The sequence below is a fragment of the Streptomyces sp. NPDC058646 genome (assembly GCF_042716875.1).
In the GTDB taxonomy this organism is placed as follows: domain Bacteria; phylum Actinomycetota; class Actinomycetes; order Streptomycetales; family Streptomycetaceae; genus Streptomyces.
The window spans coordinates 16,141-40,362 of the sequence record NZ_JBHXRK010000043.1; the positions used below are offsets into that span (position 1 = coordinate 16,141).

The window sequence follows — 24,222 nt, forward strand, 5'->3', positions numbered from 1 at the left end:
ATCCTGGCCTTTGCCGTTCGCCTGCAGCAGCTGGACCCGCACCGGCATGCGGTAGCCGTACAGCCGGTCCTGCCATCCGCTCGTGTACGTGTGGTGAGCTGGCAGGCTTGCGCGGACGAGGGCCGCTGTTCCGCACCGACATCAGCGCCGCCCTGCGGCGGCCAACGACGCCATCGACGGCACGCCGGAGGAGATGCGGTACTTCCTGACGGTCACCCAGTACCAGCTCTGACCGCCCGGTGCGGCAGCCCCCACCCAGGGGGCTGCCGTACGGTCGGAGGCTCCGAACGCCTCCGGTGCCACCGTGGAGACCGGTCCGCCCTCGGCCAGGGCGACTCGCGGTCGCTAGCCGGTGCGGCCGGGCAGGCCCGCCCAGTTCGACCCGATGGGCAGGGGGTAGCCGTCGTCGACCCGGTCGGCAGCAATGTCGTACCGCATGTACTGGGATCCCTTGAAGAAGTACGCCTTGCCGTTGTCCCACACGATCCCGGCATCGACCCCGTCGCCCCACAGGCCGGGCCAGAACGGGTCGATCGGCAGCGGGTACCCGGGGTCCACCCGGTCGGCGGCGATGTCGTACCGCATGTACTCGCTGCCGCGGAAGAAGTACGCCTTGCCGTTGGGCCACAGGACGGCCGCGTCGATCCGGTCACCCCACAGGCCGGGCCAGTTGCCGGCGATCGGCTTCGGGTAGCCCGGGTCCACCCGGCTGGTCGCGACGTCCCAGCGCATGTACTGGCTGCCGCGGAAGAAGTACACCTTCCCGTTGGGCCACGGAATACCCGAGTCGACGGTGTCCCACAGTCCCGGCCAATTCCCGGCGATGGTCAGCTCGTAGTCGGGGTAGACGACCCGGTCCTCCGCGATGTCGTAGGCCCTGTAGTGGGTTCCGCGCATGATGTAGGCGTTGCCGTTGTTGTACATGATCGCCGCGTTGATGCCGCCGCCACTCCAGAGGCCGGGCCAGTTCTTCCCGATCGCCCGTGGATAGGCGGGGGCGACCCGGTCCGCGGTGACGTCGTAGCCGACGTACTGCCAGCCGCGCATCAGGTACGCCTTGCCGTCGTTCCACATCACGGCGCCCTGGATCCCGTTCCCCCACAGGCCGGACCAGTTGCCGGCGATCGGCTTCGGGTAGCCCGGGTCCACCTTGTCGGCGGCGATGTCGTATCGCATGTACTGGTCGTCGCGGAAGAAGTAGGCCTTGCCGTTGTTCCAGACGATCGCCGCGTCGATCCGGTCGCCCCACAGGCCCGGCCAGTGCTCCGCGATGGGCAGCGGGTAGCCCGCGTCGACCTTGTCGGTCGCGATGTCGTACCGCATGTACTGAGTGTCGCGGAAGAAGTACGCCTTTCCGTTGGGCCACACCACACCGGCGTCGATCCGGTCGCCCCAGAGGCCCGGCCAGTTCGGGTTGATGGGCAGCGGGTAGCCGGGGTCCACCCGCCGGGTGCCGGGGTCGATGCGGTAGTACTCGCCGCCCGCGAACACGTACACCTTGCCGTTGGGCCAGAATACGGGCGCGGTCAGCATCCGGAGGCTGAGCGTTTCCACGAAGGAGCTGTAGTTGTCGGCGTTCTTCGCCGCCTTGTCCGGGTTGCTGATCGCGAGGTCGCGCGAGGCCGGAAGGCCGTAGACGTAGTCGTCGGTGACGACGTTCGTAGCCGCATGGCTCCACTCGTGGGCGATGGTACCGAACCGCGAATCGGTTCCCGTCGCCGGGAGCGTGTAGAAGGCCGGACAGACGTAGACGGTGTCCGATCCGAGGTAGGTGTAAGCGGTGGTGTTGACCCCGCAGCTCGGCGGGCTCAGATCGTAGGTGAACCCCCTGTTCATCCAGGCGCGTGTCCCGGCCATGCGGTCACGCACGGTCTGGTAGCGGGAGACGCTGTCCGCCCCGAACCACTCCCTGTACAGGGTGTTGTCCGTCCGACCGCTCCAGCTGTCCAGCTCGGCGATGGCCGAGTCCAGCCAGGCGCATGCGTTGTCGTGCGCGGCGATGACCTCGGCGAACCCCGGGGGAAGGGGGAAGTCCCGCAGCAGGGCCGACGGCCGTTCCGTTTCCGGGGTCATCGTGAGCAGCCGGGCGCCCTCCTCCGGCTGCTCGCTGCGCGCCCGCTCGCCCGCCGTGGGCCGTGCGGTGCTGTCCGGGAGGAGTTCGAACTCTGTGCTGACCGGGCCGAGGGTGAAACCCCGGTGTTCCGCCCGTGGGCGTGCGGTGAGGGCCTCCGTCCCGACGACGGGGATGACGTCGGCGAACCGCACCAGCAGGGTGACCGTGTACGCGCCGGGCTCGTCTAGCGCATACGACTCCGAGATGTCGAGCTCTTCGGAGATGGTCTCGCCGACCCGGATGGTGCGGTAGGACGTCGGATCAGGGTCGGTGCGGCTGACGAACCGCCCGTCGTAGGGAACGGCGCGGCTCTCGTGCTCTACCTCTAGGAAGTGGAAGACTTCACCTTCGAGCGGGGTGTTCCAGACGAGCAGCCTGTAGTCCCTGTCGCCCACGTTCTCCAGCTCGAAGGTGAGAAACACCGGTTCGCCCCGGCTGTAGGTCGGGGCTCCGCGGATCGCCAAACGGAAGTCATCGCGCATCGGCTCGACTCCTCACGGGAGTGCTTTTGAGGGAGGGCGGGCCCTGACCGGGAGACGGCCGTACAGGTCCAAAGGCCCGTGCCTCCAGCGTCGACCACTCCCGCCCGCCCCGCATCCCCAGCCGGTCGACGTTCCGGTGGGTGCGGGGGGCCGCTGCGCGGAATTGCTCCCCGCAGCGCCCTTTCGCCGTTTCCCGCGCTCCGCCCGGACCCCTTTCTGCCTCAGAGGCTGCGGACGAAGGCGATGAACGCCTCCGGGGCCACGATGAAGGCGGGACCTCCGGGGTCACGGGACTGCAGGCGGTCGAAGGCCACGCCGCTGCCATCGTTGAGGACTGCGACCAGCTCACCGTCCAGCACGGCGTCCGGCAGCACACCCGCAGCGGCGTCGACATCAGCCGTGCCAGCCGCGACATGCTCGGGCACCGTGTCCACCTCCGCGTGCGCCCATACGGGGCGGCGGGAGGCCCCGTCGGCAGACACCAGCCCCAGCGCGACGGGCCCCGGTGCCAGGCCGGCGCCGCCAACCGGGGTCGGCGTCGTGGCCAATGCCGGCGCCTATTAGGTCAAACGGGTGGCCATTTCGGCGAAGCGACCCCTACGAACCGGAGCTCTGTGATCTTCTTGCCGCCGATCCCCGGTTGGGGAACCATGCGAACAGAGGACTCTTATGACTTTCAAGAAGTGGGTCAAAAAGGCCTGCTTGGTAACCGCGCCCGTGGCGGCCTCGGCCATGCTGGTTGTGGGCCTGTCCACCAACGCCCAAGCCGCCACCGGCACTCTGACCTGGCAGGGAGCCCAGGGCACTCAGTGGACCTGGAGAAACCCGCCGAGCGGCACGTGCAGCAACTTCGGTGGGAACACGGTCGCTTACAGGCCCCACAACAACACAGGGGAACGGCTCACCGTGTACACCGAGTTTGGATGCTCCGGCTCCAAGGCGGAGTTCGGCCCCGGCGCCTACACCACAAGCTGGACCCCGTACTACAGCTTCCGGTACTAGGCATCGTCTCGTCGATCACGCCTGGAGCCAGATCAGAGTGCTGGCCGGGGTGATAGCCGCGAGGTACCGGTCGGGCAGCTCGTCGCAGCGGGCGGTGATACCCCGCCACTGCTTGAGGCGGTGGAAGCAGCGTCCGACGACGTTGCGGCGTCGATAGACGGCCCTGCCGAAGCCGCAGGGCCGTTCGCGGCGCCGGCGTCGGCCCGCGAACTGGCCGACGCGCTCGGGGATGGTGCCTTGATTCCGCGTCTGCGCAGCAACCTACGGTGGCGCGGAATCCGCGCGGTCATCCCGCAGCCATCCGACCAGATCGGCCACCGCCTGCGGCAGGGACGTGAAGGGGCCGCCCGCCAAGCTTCGACCGCGAGGCCTACAAACAGTGGATCACGGTCGAGCGGTGCATCAACCAGCTCAAGCAGTGGCGCGGCCTGGGCCACACGGACGGACAAACTCGCCATCGCCTACCAGGCCGCACTCCACCTCGCGGGCATCCTCATCTGGACCCGACGTTGACCAAAGAGACAAAACCTAACGAGCTGGTGCATGGTTGGCGGTGCGACGCTGGGTCATGATCCCTGATCATGTTCGTGTGGTGGGGAACGGGTCTCGTGCAGCGATCATCAGCGATCGGAGGATCACAGGGCTGTCGGCCGATGTGATCGCCGAACTCGTCGCCGAGGTAGGACCGTTATGGCACGAACGGCACCAGGCGCGACTGGAGTCCAGGCCGCGGAAGCGGGCCGTCGGGGCCGGCGCAAAGCACCGGCTGGTCTTTATCGACCGGCTCCTGGCCACGCTCGTCCACCTTCGTCACGGTGTCACTCACGACGTGCTGGCCTGCTGGTTCGGTGTCGACCGTTCCACGGTCACGCGTGCCATCGGCGAGGTGCGGCCCCTGCTCGCAACGCGCGGCTGCACCATCGCGCCCGGCATCCGGCTCCGCACTCTCGCCGAGGTCATCGACTATCTCGGAGCCAGCGGACAGACCGGGATCATCGACGGCACCGAGATCCGGGTCCGCAGGCCCGCCGCCGGCCGCAAGGACCGGGAGAAGTTCATCTCCGGCAAGAACAAGCAGAACGCGGTCAAGACCATGGTCCTCACCGACGCCAGCGGCAGGCTCCTGTTCTGCAGTCCAACCCAGCCCGCAAGCTGTGCCGACATCACCCACGCCCGACAGTTAGGACTGGTCAAACACCTGACGGACGGCCCAGCGGCCGTGGAGATCCTCGCCGATGCCGGCTACCAGGGCCTCGGCGCCCAGACCGGTGGCCGCGTCGTGACGCCACCGCACCGTAAATTCAAGAAGAACCCGCCTGAGTGGTACGAGGAGATCTACGAGCGCCAGCGCAAGACCCACTCCTCACGCCGAATCCGCGTCGAGCACGGCATCGCACACCTCAAGAACTGGCGAGCACTCGCTCGCCACCACGGCCGACGCGAGCACATGAGTGACACGGTCCAAGCCGTCGCCAGCCTCCTTTCATGGCAGCAGACCACCACCCTCGGGGCCAACCAGCCACGGTGAACACCGCCCCGACCTGCACCTTTCGACGTGCCACCGCCAACCATGCACCAGCTCGTTAGGCGTACAAGTGCCGGCTAGCCCGCCGCAGACCTCGCCCGTTCGAGGGAACCGGCGGTTCGTGGCTTCGGCCGGTGCAGCTGCGCCGGTTAGCATCCTGCCCGGCTAGTGGCGTACTGCCGATCACCGCCGCCTCCGGAGCTGTTCGGACCCGCTCATGGTCACACGGAACTGCTCACGCATTCACGGATCCTAGATCGACTGTAGGGTCCGCTGCACGGCTTCCTGTAGAGACAGGGGATTTCGCGCGTAATGAGCACTGCGTGCGGGTGCCGATCATGAGCAGAACGCCCCGTTCCGGGTGCCCTTGATGATCGCTGTGAGTAGCAGTGGTTGACATTGCCTTCCGGCTCCCGGGCATGGGTGGGAGCGGTTCGTCCGCTGGGAAGCGGACGGCACCCGGGCCCGTCTGCTGGAGCAGGCCCAGGCCCGGGACGACGCTGTGGGAGCCGTGGAGTGGACAGTGTCGGTCGACTCCACGATCAGCCGGGCCCACCAGCACGCCGTCGGCGCCCGTCACTCTTGCGGTGGTGCTTCTGGTGTCGATACATGTGGCGTATTGTGTTCGAACGAATACTCAACGTGATTGGGTGTGGGGAGTGGGGGCAGATCCTGAAGCGTTCCGAAGTCGCATGGAAGGACGCTTGGCTCATGGCTCACCGGAAGGTGTATCTCGCCGTCGGCAGGACTCGCACCCGGATCTACCGCTTCGACCCCATCGATGGTGACACCCGCGTCGTCGAGAACGTGCGGCCCTACGAGGCCGGCTACACCGCCATGGGTGCGCAGTACCGCGGCGACGACAAAGAGCCCCTGCTGCTGGCGGTGAGCGGCAACAAGCTCATCACCATCGACGTGGCGGCCTGCACCTTGAAGGAACAGGTCATCGACGGGCTGCCCGACGGGCCCTGGTTCGACGGCGACATGGATCCCGACGGCAAGACCCTCTTCGTCGTCAGCAACCCCGGCACACCCAGCTACGCCATCGACGTGGCAGCCGGCAAGGCCACACCCCGCAACGCACCGGGAGGCGGCCGGTGGGACGACTTCGCCTACCACCCCAGGGACGGGCGGCTGTACTCGGTGGAGGGCGACAACGGCGACCTGCTGCTCATCGACCCGAGCCGCCAGCCCATGAAGACCGTCCTCAAGCAGGGTGTCTTCCCGTCCGCGCAAGCCAGCACCGCGGCAGGCTCCCGCAAGGCGTACTCGGCTACCTTCTTCGACCAGGACGGCAACTTCTACGCCGTCGACTCCGCTGGCAACGTCAACCACCTCGACTTGACCACAGCGACGATCCCCGACCACTCGCGGCGCATCGGACGGGGCAGGGTGCCCGTCGGCAACCTGGAGATCATGAACGGCGCCGGGCGCATCACCCCTCTGCCCGTCCCGCCCAGTTACGACGAGATCACCGTGACGAAGAAGTTCAACCGGACATGGGAGAACAGCGAGCCCCGGGGCCGGGTCTACAGCTTCGACCTCACGCTCACCGCCGTCAGCAAGGACAGCGGCACGGCGGAGGATGTCAGGAAGTTCCGCATCTCTTTCGACTTGCCGACGGTCAAGGGCGCGAAAGCCGAAGCATCCGGCGTGGAGGTCATCGCTCAGGACGGCAAGGCATACCTGGGCTCGGTGGGCGACCAGTTCCTCGCCGCGGGCACGTCCCGGCCGATCACCGTGCTGATCACCGTGCCGGGCGACCCGGCTCGCCTGCCCCAGGAGTACCCTCTCGACGGCCTCAGGGCCACCCGCCTGCCCAGCCACTGACACGGCACCAGGGACACCACCGCCCTGCAAGGCGCGTACCGACTGCGCAGGGCGGCGGGCGGCACCTCACTCGCGCGCAGCCGTCCCCTCGCAGCGGCGGGCGGCCACCGAAGCGGCGTCAACACCACCGGATCCGGGGCCGGTGGCGGAGGCGGGGGTAGCAGGTACGGTGCCTTTCCCTTTGCCGGCCAGGGCGGAGGCGGCGCGGGCGGCGGCGCCACGGTCAGCTGCACCCTGACCGTCACCCCCAATTCCAGCCTGACCATCACCGTCGGGGCAGCCGGCACCCCAGGTCCACTCCACTACGGGGGCGGGGCCGGAGGTACCTCCTTCGTCACCATCGGCGGTACCCAGCGGGCCACCGCTGGCGGCGGCGCGGGAGGAGCGGGCCCCGCCGGGGTGTACGGGGGTGCTGGGGGTGCCGGCGGGGCCGCCGTCCTCTGCAACGGCACCGCAGCCACCCTCCGCGCCGGCAACCCCGGCACGAAGGGCGGGAACGGCGGCGTCGAGAGCAACAGCGGAGGCATCGGCGGAACGGCAGGAGGGCCGGTACCGGCATCCTGCACCGCCAACACCGGCCGAGGCGGGGACGGCGCCGCCGGCGGCGTCTTCACCGGGTACGCCGGCAATCCCGGCAACCCGGGCTGTGTGGTCCTGACCTACTGACAACACCACCTCACCGGGGACGGCCGCCGCCCCAGCCGCCGCAGGCGGGCAAGGCGCTGACTACGCCGATCACGATGCCGCGGCTGCCGGCAGCGCGCAGGACGCCGATGCCGAGCGCGGTGCTCGCTGCCTGGAGCTTTCGCCGAGATCCGCGCCGAGCGGACCCCGTCACGGCCTCCACATCCAGCGCGACTACGGGCCCGTGGCAAACGCGACCACGGGCCAGGTGCGCGGATCCCGTAAACCTGTCGAAGTCCCGTTCCACCCTGTCGGCCTACGCCCGGTGGCCTCTTCGGAGCAGCGGGCCTCTCATGGACGGGAGCGGTCGTCGATCTGGCCGCCATGGCAGAAAGGCACGGCCCATGTATGAGATGTGTGCCGAGTCCGTCCCCAACCGATCCGAAACGCTCTGGCACGTCCTCGCCAAAGGCCAGTCCTCCACAACCCTGTGCGGCTACCGCCTGCCTGCGAATCACACGATCACCGCACTACTGTCCGAAAGGGTTGCGGAACGTTACTGCGTCTGCTGCATGACCGCATTCCGCACCGCGATGGACAACCGGCCAGCGCAGATGACCGAGACACGGAGCCAATCGCCAGCCGTGTAACCGACCCCGGCGTACCGCAATCGCTCCCATAGCGCCGTCCCCTCCCTCAGGCACCCCACTGGAGACCGGGGGTGCGGCCGCGTACCGCGAGGCGTCTGTCTGCGAAGGCAGGCACCAGCCGGGGGAGGCAGCGCGCCGCCCGGCCCCCGATCGGCGATCTGTTCGATGTCGTCGTTGAAAGGTGGCGTTCTCGTTGGCCCAGTTATGCCACTCCCACCAGACCTGTCATGACCGCGCCTGGACCAAGATCCGACGCAGGAACACCACCGAAGCGATCATCGGCGCGATCACCGGGACCCTCACCCGCCCCCGGCTCCTCGTCCTCGGCCGCCACGATCCGACCGGACGCCTCCGCCCCGTCGGCCGCACCGTCCCACTGCGCCCCGACGCGGCCCGCATGCTCGCCGAGCACCTCCCCCCGGCCGGCCCTGGCCATCCATGGACCGGTGCGACGTTCTCCTCGGCCTGGGGCCCTCGCGAGGTCCTGGACACCACCCTGGTCCGGCCCGACCTCGTCGCGGAGATCAGCGCCGACACCTCCGTCGACCGCGGCGGTGTCTACCGGCATCCGATCCGGTATGTGCGCGTGCGCCTGGACGCGACCGTCGATGACGTGCCCCGGTTCGGCGGGGGTCCGGCTGCAGCTGCGGGGTGACCGATGGCGGCGGCCGGGTGGTGAGGCGGCCGGGGGCGTGGAGACGACCCGGCCTCCGGGCGGTGGAGCAGGGCCCGCGGCACGTTCTGTGCCGTGACGTCCCGGCGCAGCCGCTGGAACCGTATGGGGTGCCGGAAGACTCCGCCACGGTCCTCGGCACTAACCTCCGTCACCAGCTCCGGGAGGACCGGCGCTACGTCCAGGACGTCACGGCACTCGGATCCTCACCGACGCCCACGCGGCGGGGATCGGCGTCGATCAGGCCGTCGCCCCCGTCAACACCGCGCCCGTCGCTGCGCAACTGCTCCGCTCGGCGGACGCGGCTACCAAGACTCTGCCCTGTTGGCCCAAGCAGCCGAGCCGGCACCGCGGAGCGACGAGTGCATCAGATCCCCGCGCTGGCCGCGGCCGGCAGCCGGGCCCGGGCTGTGCTTGGCCGCCGTTTGCGATGCCCGAGCGGAACAGGCCACTCGTGCCCGGCCCGGACATCGCCACCACACCTCCACCGTCTTCCCTCGTGCCCGTGACGGCTCCGGACGGGTCAGACCTTGGTGTTAGTGTACCGATCGCCCTTGAAGAGGTAGACGTGCGTGCTGCTGTTGGGGACGGCGCAGGCGGCGTCCAAGTTGGAGGCGAAGGTGGTGCCTGCCAGCTGCGGCCAGCCGGCGGCGATGGACAGCGGACCGCGAATGATCCTGTCGTAGTGGGCGTTGTAGCGCACGTACTGATCCCCCTTGAACAGGTAGAGGTCGGTGCCGTGGCCGGGGACGGGGCAGGCTGCCTGGATGTCCCGTTCGAAGATGGTGCCGGCCAGTGGTGGGAACGCTTCAGCGATCTTCCGGGGCCCCCACTTGATCTCGTCCTCGTGGTTGTTGTAGTTGACGTACATGGCGCCGGCGAACAGATAGAAGTCCGTGGACTTGCCGGGGACCGCGCACGTGGCGTCGACCCCGCGGGTGAAGGCAGTCGACTCCAGTCCGGGGAAGCCCTCGGCGATATCCTTAGGTCCGGAGGTGACGCCTTCCGTCCGCACGTCGTACCTCAGGTACTGCTCGCCCTTGAACAGGTAGACGTCTTTGTGGGCGTCGTTCGGCACGTTGCAGGCAGCGTCCATGTCATGGCTCACCATGGTGCCGAACAGACCGCGCCAGCCAGTGGAGATCAGGCTGCCGTCGCCCGAGGGAGCGGCGCCGGGTTCGTCCCCCGTGTAGCGGACATTGAGGGAGAAGCGGCCCATGCCATAGTCTTTGCGGTCGAACGTCCAGGGCATGGTGCGGTTGGGCCTGTTGTAGAGGGTGGCCATGTCCGCCCGGCCGAAGGCGAAGCCGCGTGATTGGACCAGGTCGTCTTTGTTGCGCAGGGGCTCCCACAAGGTGGCTAGAAGGCTCAGGCCCATGTGCACATAACCGTAGAGGTCCAGCTTGGGGATGATGCTGGAGAAGTTGGCAGAGATCTGCAGCAGCTCGACGACCTTTGTCAGAGCGGTACCGAGCGCGTCGTACCACTCGTCGTTGGACTGGTCCTTTTCCCACAGGGTGATCACCGTGGTCCCGCAGCCGTCCAGGCGGGTGTCGAAGAAGACGTGGCTGCCGGTTACGTAGTCCCCGTAGATCGGGTACTTATCGCGCTCCTCGACCGATCCGGTGTGCGTGGTACGCGTTTTGAACGTGTAGCCCCCGGCGTTGGAGGCGGCCGTCCAGTAGATCTCGTCCCTGCCACCGCCCTGGTCGCCAACCGCCTCGTGGCAGTAGAAGGTGTCCCATTCCATCCTGGCCCGGAACGGTTCACGCGCCTGGAGGCCGTCGGCCTCGTCATCACCCTCGCCAGTGAACGTGGTGACGCCATAGCCGTACTCGGCCAGCGCCGCGGTGAACTCCGGCGTGTCGACGCTCCCTCCGTCGGCGAGCCTGGCCCGGTCCACCACCGCAACGTTCGGCATCTGGGCGATCCGCGGCAAGACCTCCGCTACCGCAGCCAGGTAGCTCTCCCGGTCAAAGCCCTCCGACAGGCTCCGGGTGGCGACCGCCTGCGGCACGATGGCCACCGACCGCCCCTCAGAACGCTGCTCACGGTAGATACGCCCGATCGCGCCCACCTCGTCCTCGCCCAGCACCTGCTGCAGCGGAGCCAGGATGGACCGCTCCAGCTCGGTCAGCTCCAAGCCTTGTTCCGCCCGCGCCGCAGCGTGCAACCACACTCCCGAAAGCAGATTCACCGAGCCGCTCTTGGCCACACGGCTCGCCCCAGCCCCCTCCACGCCCATTCCGGACAGCAGCGCGTGCCACCGCCCCAACCTCTGCTCCCGCGCCTCAGCGGTGATCATTGCTTCATTCGTCACGGTCTGTCCCCTGTCTGTCATACGTACACGCACCGGACCGTGCGGCCCGGCCATACGCGACCCTGGAAGCGCACGGCCACTTAGGGGGCAGCTGTGCGGATAGGCGGATATCGCCTCTGTGTAGCTGGCCAGCCACCCGTCCCAACAGGCCCTGGGGGACAACTCACCCGTGCGGGCGGCCGGATTCACCGCAGAAACGAGCCTTCGCGCTACGCCTCTTCAGCGGTAGAGGTGGGTACCCAGAAGCTCCGGGGGCGGTGGGGGTCGCACCGCCAGCCGGCGGCGTAGAAGCGGGCGGGCTGACCGCACGTCGGGTTGCCGGTCTCGCACGCACCGCGGTGCAGGGGAGAAGCGGCCTGCAGTCCTGTGCTGGTCACAGGTACGGGGGCATCGTCGTGAGCCTGTGCGCTGGGCGCCGGCTCCACCCTTGGCGATGGGATCAGCTTGTCGATCGCGATGGAGAGTTCCACGCTGGCAATGCCGCGCGGCCTCAGAGGGGCGCTGGGTTTCCAGGTGTCCTCGCCGAACCGGCAGGTGGTGTCAGCTTCCCGGCCCGAATAGTGGATCTCGTCGTCCAGCATGTCGGCTTCGGTGAGGTCCGGGCTGTCCACGCTGCGGTAGTCGGCCCACTTGTTCCGGTCCTTGAGAGGGACCCACAGGTGGCTGCCCGCGCGAGAGTCTTTACGGGAGGGCACGAAGAGGGGTGCGATGTGACCGATGGCCGCGCCGATCAGCGTGCGGCCGACGGTGACGCTGGCGACGTCGCCGTCGAAGCTGGTCCACCCGGAGGCTTCATCGTCCATGCGGCGTGGGGTGTCCCACTGCAGGTGCACCTTGCCGCACCCTGTCTTGACCTTGCCGTCCGGGCAGGGCCGCTGAGCGGCGGCGACGCAGTGCCACTCGGCGAGGACGCGGTATCCGCCGACCAGGGCCAAGTCGGCGGCGTTGCTGATCTCCCGCCAGGTGACCTCGTTGGTCAGCATCCAGTTCGACCGGTCGACCAGGTGGAACGTGTCGTCGTGAGTGATCCAGTTCGGGCTGAGCCCGGCCGCGGCGTGGGCCTTCGACCGGCGCAACACACTGCCGGCGCTGGCGTTGTAATACTGCGCCTCGCATCCCAAATCCAGACCGCCGGCCCCGACGATGGTCACGTCGGGACGCGAGGACCGCAGCTTGGTGGACTTCTCCACACGGAATTCGAGACCGGCCGCCTGCGCGGTACGGGCCAGGAAATCCTTCATGGCCTTGTGTCGGTCACTCTCCTCCGCCGTCATCTCATGAACCGTCGGAAGGTGCGCCGCGCGCAACCGAAGAGCACCATCGGGCCCGCGGTGCTTACGCACGTACATGAAGGGGCTCTTCACACCGCTGAGCTCCGCCTTGCAGCGCTGCCCCTTGCTGCTCTCCACACACACGAGCAGCTCCCGGTCCCGCTCAGCCACTGGAAGAAGGAGCTCCGCGATCACGTCCGGCACGCTGATGCCCGCGCCCGCGAGACCAAGGTCTTCCTTGTCGAGTTCGAGAACCGTGCCCCAACCGGAATGCCAAACGCCATTCGCCACAGATGTCCCCCACCCGGTAGCAATGCGAAGAAGGCCGCGTTTCCACGGTACGACGCATCACTGACGGCTGGACAGAGGCAGGTACGCGTACGGGCTCCCGGCGACCGAGGGCAAACGTGGCGACCCGAGGTGGCCGGCCTTCGCCCGCCGCTACGGCTTCGACTCCCGCCGCCCGGTGCAGTGGGAGGTGGAAGCGCTAGTACTCCAGCAGCGGATCGTGTCCTGAGCTGGCCGTTGTCGTTGTCAGGGCATGGTGGGGATTGTTGAGGCCCAGGGGTGGGCTGCGGAGTTGGATGTGGTGTTCGCTCGGGTTGCGGGCCGGTTCGGCCGGGCGGATCTGCGGTGGCGGATGCGGGATTACCTGCGTGGGCTGCTGGCGCCAGTGGCCCGGAATAACGGCTGGCAGCTGGCCGAGTACGCAGGTCACCGCACCCCGGACGGGTTCCAGAGGCTTCTGAACTCCAGCGTGTGGGATGCGGATGCACTGCGTGACGACGTCCGGGAGTACGTCGCTGGCAAGCTCGGGCCGGATGGTGTGCTGATCATCGACGACACCGGATTCATCAAGAAGGGCACCCCCTCGGCCGGGGTGGGCCGGCAGTACACGGGCACCTCGGGAAAGATCGACAACTGCCAGATCGGGGTGTTTGCCGCCTACGCCACCAGCGGTGGACGGGCTTTGGTGGACCGGGAGTTGTATCTGCCCAAGGCCTGGACCGGGGACCGGGAACGCTGCAGGGCGGCGAAGATCCCTGACGAGCGGGAGTTCGCGACCAAGGGCGAGCTCGCGAAGGCGATGGTTACCCGCTGCCTGGCCGCGGGCCTGCCCGCTTCGTGGGTGACGGCGGACGAGGCCTACGGCCAGGAATGGAAGTTCCGGCGCCTGCTCGAGGAACTCGGGGTGGGCTATGTGGTGGCGGTTCCGAAGTCGCAGCAGGTCAAGAGCCTGGCATGGTTCTGGCGGATCGACGAGCTGATAGCTCAGGCGCCGGAGGATGCCTGGCAGCGGCTTTCCCTGCGGTGACGGGGTGAAGGGCCCGCGTATCTACGACTGGGCCAGCGCGCGACTGCCGTCGATCAGCTTCTTCGACGGTGACGAGCCCACCCACCACCGCTGGATCCTGGCCCGCCGCAGCCTGACGCGCCCTGACGAGATCGCCTACTACTTCGCCTACGCACCCGTGGCCTGCACGGTCACGGACCTGGCGAGGGTGGCCGGGATGCGATGGGCCATCGAGGAGTGCTTCCAGGCCGCGAAGAACGAGTGCGGCCTGGACCAGTACGAGGTCCGCCGCTATGTCGGCTGGTACCGGCACATCACCCTGGCCATGCTCGCCCACGCATTCCTCGCCGGCCTCGCCGCCGACGAGGCCGTAAAGGGGGCAGCAGAAACGACCCCACCTGCAGCGTCGTCGCTCTCACCGTGGCAGAGATCCGACGGCTCATGGAACATCTCCTGCCCCACCACCGAACCCGCCCACCTCGCCCACAAGATCACGCACTGAACTGGTCCCACTGGCGCCGACGCCACCAGGCCACTGCCCAACGCAGCCACTACCTGAGAAGAACCAGCTCAGGACACGATCCGCTGCTGGAGTACTAGGTCATTTGGGCGGTGGGGCCGGCGGATCAGCCTCGGTCGAGGGCGCCCAGCTGGCGCATCAGCCCGAGTTGGTCCTCGATACCCCATCGCTCGGCGATCTTGCCGTCCACGACCCGGAACATCGCCATGCCGCTCATGGAAATCCGCTTGCCGGTGGCGGGCACCCCGTGGAAGTCACTTGCGTGGGTGCCGGTAAAGGTGAAGCGCTCGGCGACGAGTTCACCGTCGGCGACGAGTTCTTCAATTGCGCAGGCTGCATCGGAGAATCCTTCACGCAGTGCAGAGAAGATCTCCTTCACGCCGTCGATTCCCGGAGCCACACCAGCCAGGGAACTGTCGAACCGGACATCCTCGTGCACGAGTTCGCTCAGCACCTCAAAGTTCCCCTTGTTTACCACTTCTTCGCTGAAACGGCGGATGACGCTCTTCGGGGACCTGCTCGGATCAACCTTCCCTGCGGCACTGTCGCTCATCGACTACCCTTTCGTCCCAGTGTGACCACGAAGAATCGAACAGTAGATTAAGACATCGACACAGGAAGAAACGGCGAGTGTCGGTTCATTCTGCGAATGCCGTCCCAACGGCCTAACCTCGGCAGACGAGCAGTCCCATGGACCACTACCGTCCCGGGCGGGGCGAGTCCGGGCTTCGCCCTCCCATGGCGATCTGCTCCTTCTCCGTGGCCAGGTGGGTCTGTAAAGTTTTCGGTGTAACTGGGTTGGTTTGTAGGCTCAGATTCGGTTGTTGGTGAGGCGTCCGTCGAAGGCGATGTCGAAGGCCTGGAGGGCTCGCTTCCAGCGGGTGGTCCAGCGTTTGCGGCCGGCGCCGGTCGGGTCCAGGGACATCACCGCGAGGTAGACGCACTTCATGGCCGCGTTCTCCGAGGGGAAGTGGCCTCGGGCCCTGACCGCCCGGCGGATCCTGGCGTTGACGGACTCGATCGCGTTCGTCGTGCAGACGATCCGGCGGATCTCCGCGTCGAACTGCAGGAACGGGACGAACTCGGCCCAGGCGTTCTCCCACAACCGGACGATCGCCGGGTACTTCGGCCCCCATTCCTCGCAGAATTCGAGGAACCGACTGGTGGCCGCGTCCTCGGTCGGAGCCGTGTAGACGGGCTTCAGAGCTTTGGCGATCTTGTCCCAGTCCTGGCGGCCCGCATAGCGGAACGAGGCCCGAAGGAGGTGAACGACGCAGGTCTGGACGACGGTCTGGGGCCAGACCTCGCCGACCGCGTCGGGCAGACCCTTCAACCCGTCGCAGACCAGCATCAGCACGTCCTCGACGCCGCGGTTCTTCAGCTCGGTCAAGACCCGCAGCCAGTGCTTGGCCCCTTCCCCGCCTTCGCCGCCGGCCCACAGCCCGAGGATGTCGCGGTGGCCTTCGGCCGTGACCGCGAGGGCCACATAGATGGGGCGGTTGGCAACCTGGCCGTCCCGGATCTTCACGTTGATGCAGTCGATGAAGACAACCGGATAGACGCGGTCGAGCGGCCGGGCCTGCCATTCGGCCATGCCCTCCAGCACCGAATCCGTGATCGTCGAGATGGTCTGCTTGGAGACCTCAGCTCCGTAGACCTCTGCCAGATGAGCCGAGATCTCGCCGTGGGTCAGGCCCTTCGCCGACAGCGACAGCACCATCTCATCGACGCCGGTCAGCCGGCGCTGGCGCTTCTTGACGATCTGGGGCTCGAAGGCGCCCTCGCGGTCCCGCGGCACCTCGATCTCCACCGGGCCGACGTCCGTGACGACCGTCTTGGAACGTTTCCCGTTCCTGGAGTTGCCGCCGTTCTTGCCCGCGGGATCGTGCCGGTCATATCCGAGATGGTCCGTCATCTCGCCCTCCAGAGCGGACTCCAGCAGCCGCTTCGTCAGCTGCTGGAGCAGACCGCCCTCGCCCGTCAGCTGCAGGCCCTCGGCCTGGGCCCGGGCCACGAGCTCATTCAGGAACCGGTCATCGACAGCCGTCGGCGAGGCCCCAGCCTCAGGCGCTATCGCTATGTTCTCGCTGGTCACAGGTGCAATCCTCCATGATCGGAGTTACACCGTTCCTTTTACAGTCCCGGCCAGCGGCTCGGGAGGTGTACTGGCGGCCAGGCCCGGTCGACGGGTGGGGCATCGTTGAACGGGATGGGAGGGGCAGCGAGCTGGATCCTGCAGGCCGGCTGCGCCGTGCTCCTGCAGCGGGCAGCACTGACCGATCCCAGCGCCCATGCCGCTGCCCACTCCTCTGAATCTGGCGTCAACTGGGACGCGATCGCTCATGCGAATCGGGCGAAACTGGCGGGCCGGCACGGGTATGGGCACTACGGCGGCCTGTGGTTCCCCAATCGAGCTGGGAAGCCTCCAGGCACACGCCAGCGCCTGACACCGCAACCCGCCCCTTGATGCAATCCTCTTTGTGGCTTGCATTCGAGCGCGGCCGGCGGCAAGGACCATAGACGAGGCGGCAGGGTGTTCTCCGACTAATCGCCGTCGGCGGCGTTCACGGCGCCACGCTGTGCACACCCACCGGCCGAGCACCGCTCAACCTTCGATGACACGAGCTTAAGATTCGGTGGCACAGGACAACGGGGGTGGCCCGGTCGTAGACTGGGCGGTGCGACCCCATGGCCCGGCCCTCACCTGCTCCTGGCCGAGTCCTGAGCCCACGCTGGCTGCGCTCTACCTATTGCGGATCCGGGGCGCATCGTTATGCCAGATCAGGCGTCGAATAAGGCTGTGTCAGGTCGCGGATCTGTTCATTGGAGTGCTCTGCATGGACATGCGGAGGATCGTCGCGGTGCTGGCCGAGGAAGCCGAACAGTAGATCAAAGGCCCGGTGTGGAAGCTGTCGCCGGGCGAGTGCGCACTCGCTCTTGAGGCCGAGGTCGACCTGCGTGACGTCGTGGGCCCGCCGGACGTCCAGGAGGCGCTGCCGCAGATCAAGCGGCTCGAACACCTGCGGGAAACGCTCGCTGTCCTGGCAATCGCCCTCGCGCGCCCGCCCCCCGGCCGGGTGCCGTACGGCGGCCGAGTGCATCCAGCCGACCCGGGTGACGCGGCCACCCTGCCGACAGGTCCTTCTCATGGCTGGGCCACAGGCCGCCAGCAGAAGCTGTACGGCGACGGCGAACAAACCATCCTCGACCGGCTCGTGCTGCGGTTCTCCGCCAGGCCACTACCACTCCCGGCATGCTGCCGCGGCGATCGGGCTGCCCTCCCGCCAGGCCGACTGCCGTGGCCCATCTGGCCATGGTTGACGGTGGACCTGCTCCGCCCGTGCTGCTCGGCTTGCCCGGGCTGATGCTCCTCTTTTTCCAGCGATCACAGCGTCACTGTGCAGCCGAAGAGCCACCTCGACAGCGAGTACTGGCGGGGGAACGCCTCCGCGGTCCACCGCCAGCTCGCCCCCCGCGCCCGGCAGACGAACGGGCAGCCCTCCACACACCTCCCGGGAGGGGCACCAACCGAAGCGGTACCGGTCCTCGACCCGCTGCCGTTGTTGTCGACGCTTCTGCGCGCCGTACGCCTTGATCTGGCTGCGGGTGAACGCGCGGCCCTCGCACGCGGCCCGGAAGCAGCCCGCGCCCACGACGTGTTCGCCCGCCGGCCGCGCCTGTGGCGGAACCACACCTGGGAGGCCGACCACGTCCAGGCCTCGCTCCTTAAGTCCAGCAGGTCATCTCGCTCTATCACCCCGTCTGGGCCCACACCGACCCGTGGATATCGCCTACGCAGACCGCCACGCAGCGCATGGAAACTTCCGCAGCTGGGCCCGGCTCACGCACACGTCATCACTGCACTCGAACGCACGGGCCGCGACCACCCCGACCTGGAAGTGCTCCGCTGGGCCTTCAGCCGACTGGGCAGCTGAGCATCCGGGGAGCGCCGCCATGACCTCCGCTGGCTGTGGCTGGAGGCGCTGGCGAATCGGCTGGCGGGCTGTGGTTTCTGCGGATTTGTGGGTGGGCGTCGTCGGGTTTGGGTAGGGTCGGGGGAGCCGAGTCCGGGTCTTCGTTCGTAGCGGGGGCACCAGCTGGCTCCTCGAGTCTTCTTGTCACCGTCCGGGGACACGCTCGTACCGTGTCCACCAGCGGGTTTCCTGCCGCGTGCGCGTGTGCCGCCTTGTCCGGTGCGCGCCCTCCTCCTTTGGAGTCCCGCGATGCCTTCATCGCTGCCCGTAGCCCGGGCGATCGATTTCCTGTGTGAGCACACATCCAGCAAGAGCCGTGTGATGGCCCTGCTCGCACACGACAACGGCCCCAGTTCCTTGACCGCCGTCCTGACCTGCAACGACCCCGACCACGCCTTCGAAGCGGTGGGCCTTCTGCGCCGAGTCCTGGCCCGGCGTGATGCGACAGCCGTCGACGACGAACTGAAGGCCCTCACCGCCGAGATGCCGGACGCACCGGCCGGATCGCTGCGCCAGGCCGTCGTCCAGGCCGCGTCCGGCACCTGGCAGGCACAACCCGGCACCCTGTTCGTGGTCCCCGATCCGGATCCGTCAGAGGACGAAGCAGTTTCCGACGTGCCGTCCGGACCGGTGGGGCACCCGCGGCTGAAGGACCTCCCGGGAAAGGTCGTGCGGATCGCGCACCTGCAGGAGTTTCACGTCACCGACGAAGACGCTCTGCTGCGGGCGGCTGTCGACCGTGGCTGGGAGCCGCTGCCTGCATCCGAACTCGGTGATGACGATCCACGCGACCTGATCGGAGCCGTGATGACCCTCACCGAGGATCCGGATGTCGCCGGAACCCAGACCCTGGAAGAGCAGAGTTCCGCAGAGCTCCTCAGCGCCGAAGACGGGGACGAGCTGGCTGACTGGAGCGCAGCGCCGGTCGTCACCCGGTTCACCCATGGCTGGCGCCTGCGAGGCCAGCAGACGCGCCCCGCAGCCGAAGACCAGACACCGAACTTCGCAGCGCTCTTCGCCACGAGGGACTGCCCGTGCAAGGGTGAAGACGAGGACTGCGAGGAGTGCGGATGGCAGCTCACGCCCCGTACCGCCGACCTGCTCCACACCGCACTGGTCGTCCTCGCAGACCAGGCCTACGACGACGCGCAGAGTCTGGGGGACCAGTTCCTCTCAGACGCTGACTCCGCAACCTGGGGGGTCTTCGACCGGCTGCCCCCGCTCACATGGACAGCCGACCACCGCTGGCGTCGTCGGATGGCGCGCGCCTTCGACGACCTGGCCGCCGACCTCGCCAAGGGAAACTGGCCCAACCCCAACTGCACCGCGGAGGAGATGGCACTGCACCTGGCCATCGAAGACGCCCCGACCTACCTCGAAGACCGCCCTGCAGAGGACGACCACAACACCCTGCCGGAACACGAGGATGATTACGGCTGGGACAGCTGCTCCGACCTGATGTTCCAGGACCACGATGTCCTAATGCTCTTCCACTCCAAGTACACCGGCATCGAGGACCCCGACCACCCCGCGAACCAGTTCCTGGGTATGGGCGACCTTCGAGAGGCCGCCTGGTTCGACCCGTTCGACAACCGCGGCATCCGGGACCCCCGGCGAGGCTTCCGGCGATAGACCACAGCTCCTCGCGCTGGTCTGCTGGGGCCAGCGCGAGGAACACCAGCCGTCTACGGCCGCGTCCACTCCACGCCGAGTTCGGCGAGCACGGCGAGCTGCCCGGCGTCGAGTTTGTCGCGGCGGGCTTTCTGGTTGCCGGTCCAGATCCCGGTGCGATGCTCGGCCCCGTCGGGCAGCCGCTCGATGACGGCCCGCCCCGGCAGGGCGCCTTCCCCGTGCGATGTACAGGCCCTGGGCAACGACGCCCAAAGCCTCTCTGCATTCTTCGCCTGACCTTCCAGCTCAACGACGGGCGAGGTGGGGTGTCACGCCCAGTCGACGCCCAGTTTGGTGAGGGCGGCGAGTTGGTCGGCGGTGAGCTTGTCGCGCCGGCTCTTGGTGTTGGATACCCATACGCCCAGCTTGACGACGATGGGTTCCGCCTCGCCGTCGATCGCGATTTCCTCGGCGTGGGCGCGGGGGACGGGCCGGTGGGCGCCTTCCCGTTCGACCCATTGTGTGAGGGCTGTCAGGCCGCGCTGGAACGCCTGTTGTGCCTTGCTCGGCCCTTTCGCCCCGCGACTGGCTGCGGGGGCGGGAGCGGGCGCCTTGTCGGGCTGCATGCCCAGCGCGGTCAGCCGTTCCTGCTGCTCGGTCGAGAGCTGCGCCCAGGTGCTGGGTTGCTTGTGCCGTGCCAGCCATTTGCCCAGGTCGTCGCCGTCGAAGAGGACGCCGGGGGCGATGTCGGGCAGCTGGCCGTCGGCGTCGACCAGGTCGGCGAGGACGCGGTAGTGGCGCTGCCAGTCGAGCGGCCAGGGGCAGTCCCAGTCGGGGTCGATCGCGGTCAGCTGCGCCGCGCGCAGGGCGGCCCGGTCCGGGTCTTTGCCGAGGCCGTTCTTTGCGCCTTTGCGGCGGAGGTTGGCCATGTGCTGGCCGATCGGGACCATCGCCTCGCCCTCGCCCCACACCGCGTCCTGACGCGGCGCGAGATGCCCGGTCGCCCGCCGGAACGACCGCAGCGCGGCCAGCTTGGCTTCCCATGTTTCTTCACCGGGTTCCCAGATCATCCCGGCCTCCGGGGCGTCCAGAAGGACCTTGCGCCGGTCCTCGAGCTCCCCGGCGCGCAGGGCTTTGCGCTGCTGGTGTACCCACCGCCCGAGGGGGAAGTCCTTGGTGACGCCGACCTGGACCTCCAGGTCATAGGGCACGGCGTAGAGGCCGGTGATCTCGTTCTCGGCCCGCCACCGGATCAGGGCCTGGTATCCCTCGAGCCACACCAGGGACTCGGGCCGGTAGACGCGGGTGCGCAGGAATGCGGCGATCGTCACGGCGTCGCGCGGGCTGGAGAAGTGGAGCAGGGCCGCTTCGGCGGCGGCCTGCGTGTCGTCGTCCTCCTGGCCCTCGCCGTCGGCCCCGACGATCCGGCCGTCCTCGTCACGCCGGACGTGGACCTTGCGCTTCCCGCTCGTGAGCGCCCGGGAAGCGAGCTGCTCGACCAGACGCTCATCGTGGCTGCGCAGGCCCTGGAGCACGGCCACGAGCGGCTTGAAGCTGGCGGAGGCGACCATGTCGGTCGGGTCTTCACCCGGTTCCAGGAAGACGGGCACGATGATGCGGGCGACCTTGGTGCTGCCGTCGCGGTTGAGGCGCAGGGCCCGGCCGATGTTCTGGACGATTTCGACTTGGGAGCCGCGGGTGTCGGCGAAGCAGATGGCTTCGACTCCGCGTTCGCCGGTGATGTCGACGCCTTCTCCGAGGACGCGTACGGAGGCGAGGAAGGCGCGGTGTACGCGCCGGTTGTGGGCGTCGATGCCGTTGGCGAACTGGCGCAGGGCTTCGCGGCGCTCGGTGACGAGGTGGTCGCCGCACAGCCATGCCGACCAGACGCGGTCCGGGGGTACGTGGCGGCCAGCCTCCAGCTCGTAGAACTCGGCCTCGATCGAGGACTTCGGTAGCTTGGCCGCGGCCGCCAGGTCGGCGTCGGAGGCGTCGGTGGCGTAGAGCTCGGCGGCGGTCTCTGGGAGCTTGTCCGCGAACGCGGCGGCTTCCTCGACCTTCTGGTGGAAGGTCATGACCGTACGCAGGTTGTACGCCGCGGCGTGCTCTAGGAGCGCGGTCTGCAGCAGCGCCAGGCGCCGGCCCCGCCGCGCCTCCTCCGACTCCCCGAGGACGGGTGACGGATCCCGGATCTCCAGGACGTCGATCTCGAACCCGGCGAGGATGCCGCGCTCGATCGCCTCGGACAGGCCGAGCTCGGCGAGCCACGCGCCGTAGGTGCCGTCCGGGTCGTCGGCCATGCTCGCGATTTCCGCCTCCTGGCCGCCGGTGCCCTTCTGCGGGCGGGCCGCGGCGAGGATGCGGGGGGTGGCGGTGAGGTAGAGCCGGAAGTCCGCGGGGATGCGGGCGTTGTCGTGGATCGCCGCCCACGGACGGCCAAGATCACCGGCGGTTCCGTGGGCCTCATCCACGATCGCGAGGTCGAACGGGGCCATCTGCTGCCCGTACAGCCGCTCTCCGCCCGTCAGTGCGGCTTCCAAGGGCCCGCGGACCTTCCGCTGGCCCTGGGGTGCGTCGATGTCCTCGCGGTCCACGAGGGAGGCGTAGGTGGCGAACACGACGGCCGGACCGGTCCCGGCCCACAGGGCGAGCTGGATCGGGTTGGTGGTGGTGCGCACCCCCAGTTCGTTCAGCGCGGGGTCGTTCTCCAGTGAGCACACGGCGATCATCGGGGCCCGGTGGCCGACCTGGCGCCACGCCTGGGCGGTCTGCGCGAGGAGGTCCAGGGTCGGGACGGTGACGAGGATCCGGCCGTTCGGGAAGCAGTCCAGCGCGCACGCGGCGGCCGTGATCGTCTTGCCCGAGCCAGTCGCGGACACGATCGTGCCCCGGGCCCCCTGCGGGGGCACAGATGACCTTGCAGGGAATCCCACCCATTTCCGGAACGCTGACTTCTGATCGACCTGGTGCTCACGGAGCTGGATCATCGAGAGGGAACCTCACATGCATCTCTTGACAGACTCGAATATGGAGGACGCAAGCGACGGCCCAATGAACGCTGTCAAGGGCCTATGGCGGGGCGATAGTTGACCTATATGTGAGGTGGTCAGGGAGGCATGGGTGCGAGAAAATGGGAGGTATGGACGAAGACTTCTGTGAAGTGATGCTCCTGCCCAGCTCGCAGTGTGACCACTGTCGAACAGCGCGATCGGAGCTTCCCCGGAGGGTGTACGTCACCAAAGGCGGGAGCGTCTACCACAGGACGCCCAACTGTGAAGGAATCACAGACGGTCAGCGGTACGCGCGTTGGAGAGGAGACGAGATCCATGAGGTTCAGTCCGTCCCACGCAGCGATGTCCAAGCCCAGCGAGGAGCCTGCGAAATCTGTCGCCCTGATCTGATTCACAGACGATCCTAGGTAGTCCTCTATTTCCGCCAAGGGTACATGCTGCATCAGTCTGATGCAGCATGTACCCTTAAACCCGGACAGGGAGGAGCGCTCGACTGCACCCGAGTGCACGCGTTCGGCGCTAGCCCCCTCCACGAGCGTGCGCTCTCCTACGGACAGAGTCCTTTGCGAGAGAGGAAATTCATGCCTCATAGCGGGGGTCATGGAAGCGGCCTGGCCGGGTCCCCAGCGTGCAGTAGGCCCGGGTGGGATGACTGTCCTTGGGTCATGGAGCGGCCGACGTATGACGAGAAGGGCAACGTGACCGGGATCGAAACGCTCGTGGTGAACAGCTTCAACGAGGCTGAGGACCTGATCCGGGAAATCGACCCCCTGACACACAAGCCTTTGGGAGGCGGTGTCCGCCACCAGAACCCCGAGTAAACCTGAGACGCGGTCATATAGGCTGTGCCTACCGCGGCGGGGACTGTAGCGCAGAGGTAGACGCGCCCATCTCAACAGGAGGGGAGCACGCTGGTTCGAATCCAGCCCGAACCCCGCCGCGCGTACCCACCACACACGGACCCAAGACCGGCCAGTACCGCCACCCCCTTCCCAGGGGAGAGCGCCAGCCCCGGGTATTGCCCGCCCCTTGCCAGCTGTCCCGCCTGCGGGCCTTCGCCTGCAGGCGGAGCCGGAAGGGCCGGGGTGGGAGCGCAGCGGACACCCCAACAGGCCGCAGAGCCTGCCCCGTGAAACGGGCTCACCTCCCGCACGCAGCGCGGAAGTCCCCAAGGGACTGCGCAGCAGACCCAGCCCGGGTGGAGCGCAGCGGAACCCGGGCAGTCCAAAGCGCAGCGCAGGACTCCGGCCCGAAGGGCCGGCCCTGCTCGGCGAAGCCGAGCCCGCCGAGCGCAGCGAGGCGGTTCCATTCCCAAGCGCGCA

At 68.0% G+C, this 24,222-nt stretch carries 15 protein-coding genes and 4 pseudogenes; 10 read left to right on the forward strand and 9 right to left on the reverse strand.

What is annotated here, in order from left to right; translation table 11 throughout:
* Window positions 1-163: 163 nt before the first annotated feature.
* A pseudogene (locus tag ACFWUZ_RS33635) lies at window positions 164-232 on the forward strand (ALF repeat-containing protein); the annotation flags it as partial.
* Window positions 233-345: 113 nt separating this feature from the next.
* On the opposite strand, the gene ACFWUZ_RS33640 reads toward ACFWUZ_RS33635, so the two are convergent.
* Both ACFWUZ_RS33640 and ACFWUZ_RS33645 read right to left on the reverse strand, forming a co-directional pair.
* On the reverse strand, window positions 346-2,595 hold the full coding sequence (locus tag ACFWUZ_RS33640) for a hemopexin repeat-containing protein (protein ID WP_384381489.1): 2,250 nt from the start codon (window positions 2,593-2,595) through the stop codon (window positions 346-348).
* A gap of 221 nt (window positions 2,596-2,816) precedes the next feature.
* Window positions 2,817-3,020 carry a hypothetical protein gene (locus ACFWUZ_RS33645; protein WP_384381491.1) on the reverse strand — a complete coding sequence of 68 codons (204 nt, stop codon included), beginning with the start codon at window positions 3,018-3,020 and terminating at the stop codon, window positions 2,817-2,819.
* An 829-nt stretch (window positions 3,021-3,849) separates the two neighbouring features.
* Between ACFWUZ_RS33645 and ACFWUZ_RS33650 the strand changes: the two are divergent.
* From ACFWUZ_RS33650 to ACFWUZ_RS33675, 6 genes and pseudogenes are all read left to right on the forward strand, one after another.
* Window positions 3,850-4,110 (forward strand): annotated as a pseudogene (locus ACFWUZ_RS33650) (IS5/IS1182 family transposase); the annotation flags it as partial.
* Between the two features lie 40 nt (window positions 4,111-4,150).
* On the forward strand, window positions 4,151-5,125 hold the full coding sequence (locus ACFWUZ_RS33655; protein WP_384381493.1) for a transposase family protein: 975 nt from the start codon (window positions 4,151-4,153) through the stop codon (window positions 5,123-5,125).
* 421 nt (window positions 5,126-5,546) lie between these two features.
* A pseudogene (locus ACFWUZ_RS33660) lies at window positions 5,547-5,699 on the forward strand (IS5/IS1182 family transposase); the annotation flags it as partial.
* 134 nt (window positions 5,700-5,833) lie between these two features.
* Window positions 5,834-6,952 carry a YncE family protein gene (locus ACFWUZ_RS33665; protein ID WP_384381495.1) on the forward strand — a complete coding sequence of 373 codons (1,119 nt, stop codon included), beginning with the start codon at window positions 5,834-5,836 and terminating at the stop codon, window positions 6,950-6,952.
* Window positions 6,953-7,351: 399 nt separating this feature from the next.
* Window positions 7,352-7,618, forward strand: a complete 267-nt coding sequence (locus ACFWUZ_RS33670) for a hypothetical protein (RefSeq protein ID WP_079154777.1) — start codon at window positions 7,352-7,354, stop codon at window positions 7,616-7,618.
* 789 nt (window positions 7,619-8,407) lie between these two features.
* Window positions 8,408-8,881 (forward strand): hypothetical protein, encoded by a 474-nt coding sequence (locus ACFWUZ_RS33675; protein ID WP_384381498.1) that lies wholly within the window; start codon window positions 8,408-8,410, stop codon window positions 8,879-8,881.
* 541 nt (window positions 8,882-9,422) lie between these two features.
* On the opposite strand, the gene ACFWUZ_RS33680 is transcribed toward ACFWUZ_RS33675, so the two are convergent.
* A complete protein-coding gene (locus ACFWUZ_RS33680) occupies window positions 9,423-11,219 on the reverse strand; it encodes a hemopexin repeat-containing protein (RefSeq protein WP_384381500.1) in 1,797 nt (598 codons plus the stop codon).
* 209 nt (window positions 11,220-11,428) lie between these two features.
* Window positions 11,429-12,781: a hypothetical protein gene (locus ACFWUZ_RS33685; RefSeq protein WP_384381502.1), complete on the reverse strand. Its 1,353-nt coding sequence runs from the start codon at window positions 12,779-12,781 to the stop codon at window positions 11,429-11,431.
* A 250-nt stretch (window positions 12,782-13,031) separates the two neighbouring features.
* Here ACFWUZ_RS33685 and ACFWUZ_RS33690 point away from each other — a divergent pair.
* Window positions 13,032-14,286, forward strand: a pseudogene (locus tag ACFWUZ_RS33690) (IS701 family transposase).
* Between the two features lie 124 nt (window positions 14,287-14,410).
* Here ACFWUZ_RS33690 and ACFWUZ_RS33695 read toward each other — a convergent pair.
* From ACFWUZ_RS33695 to ACFWUZ_RS33705, 3 genes are all read right to left on the reverse strand, one after another.
* Window positions 14,411-14,857 carry an ester cyclase gene (locus tag ACFWUZ_RS33695; protein WP_384381504.1) on the reverse strand — a complete coding sequence of 149 codons (447 nt, stop codon included), beginning with the start codon at window positions 14,855-14,857 and terminating at the stop codon, window positions 14,411-14,413.
* A 258-nt stretch (window positions 14,858-15,115) separates the two neighbouring features.
* Window positions 15,116-16,378 carry an IS256 family transposase gene (locus tag ACFWUZ_RS33700; protein ID WP_384381516.1) on the reverse strand — a complete coding sequence of 421 codons (1,263 nt, stop codon included), beginning with the start codon at window positions 16,376-16,378 and terminating at the stop codon, window positions 15,116-15,118.
* Window positions 16,379-17,075: 697 nt separating this feature from the next.
* Window positions 17,076-17,501, reverse strand: a complete 426-nt coding sequence (locus ACFWUZ_RS33705) for a hypothetical protein (protein ID WP_384381506.1) — start codon at window positions 17,499-17,501, stop codon at window positions 17,076-17,078.
* A 1,098-nt stretch (window positions 17,502-18,599) separates the two neighbouring features.
* On the opposite strand from ACFWUZ_RS33705, the gene ACFWUZ_RS33710 reads away from it, so the two are divergent.
* Window positions 18,600-19,910, forward strand: coding sequence for a hypothetical protein (locus ACFWUZ_RS33710; protein WP_384381508.1), 1,311 nt, complete (start codon window positions 18,600-18,602; stop codon window positions 19,908-19,910).
* 53 nt (window positions 19,911-19,963) lie between these two features.
* On the opposite strand, the gene ACFWUZ_RS33715 is transcribed toward ACFWUZ_RS33710, so the two are convergent.
* Both ACFWUZ_RS33715 and ACFWUZ_RS33720 read right to left on the reverse strand, forming a co-directional pair.
* Entirely contained in the window at window positions 19,964-20,152 is a 189-nt protein-coding gene (locus tag ACFWUZ_RS33715) for a hypothetical protein (RefSeq protein WP_384381510.1), read from the reverse strand.
* Window positions 20,153-20,218: 66 nt separating this feature from the next.
* Window positions 20,219-22,876 carry a Helicase associated domain protein gene (locus ACFWUZ_RS33720; protein ID WP_384381512.1) on the reverse strand — a complete coding sequence of 886 codons (2,658 nt, stop codon included), beginning with the start codon at window positions 22,874-22,876 and terminating at the stop codon, window positions 20,219-20,221.
* A gap of 689 nt (window positions 22,877-23,565) precedes the next feature.
* Here ACFWUZ_RS33720 and ACFWUZ_RS33725 point away from each other — a divergent pair.
* Window positions 23,566-23,721: a hypothetical protein gene (locus ACFWUZ_RS33725; RefSeq protein WP_384381514.1), complete on the forward strand. Its 156-nt coding sequence runs from the start codon at window positions 23,566-23,568 to the stop codon at window positions 23,719-23,721.
* Window positions 23,722-24,222: the final 501 nt, after the last annotated feature.

Excerpts from the sequence above, each read along its gene's own strand:
- ACFWUZ_RS33640 (WP_384381489.1), bottom strand. The coding sequence starts at position 2,595 with ATGCGCGATGACTTCCGTTTGGCGATCCGCGGAGCCCCGACCTACAGC.
- ACFWUZ_RS33665 (WP_384381495.1), top strand. The coding sequence starts at position 5,834 with ATGGCTCACCGGAAGGTGTATCTCGCCGTCGGCAGGACTCGCACCCGG.
- ACFWUZ_RS33695 (WP_384381504.1), bottom strand. The coding sequence starts at position 14,857 with ATGAGCGACAGTGCCGCAGGGAAGGTTGATCCGAGCAGGTCCCCGAAG.
- ACFWUZ_RS33710 (WP_384381508.1), top strand. The coding sequence starts at position 18,600 with ATGGCCCTGCTCGCACACGACAACGGCCCCAGTTCCTTGACCGCCGTC.
- ACFWUZ_RS33720 (WP_384381512.1), bottom strand. The coding sequence starts at position 22,876 with ATGATCCAGCTCCGTGAGCACCAGGTCGATCAGAAGTCAGCGTTCCGG.
- ACFWUZ_RS33725 (WP_384381514.1), top strand. The coding sequence starts at position 23,566 with ATGGAGCGGCCGACGTATGACGAGAAGGGCAACGTGACCGGGATCGAA.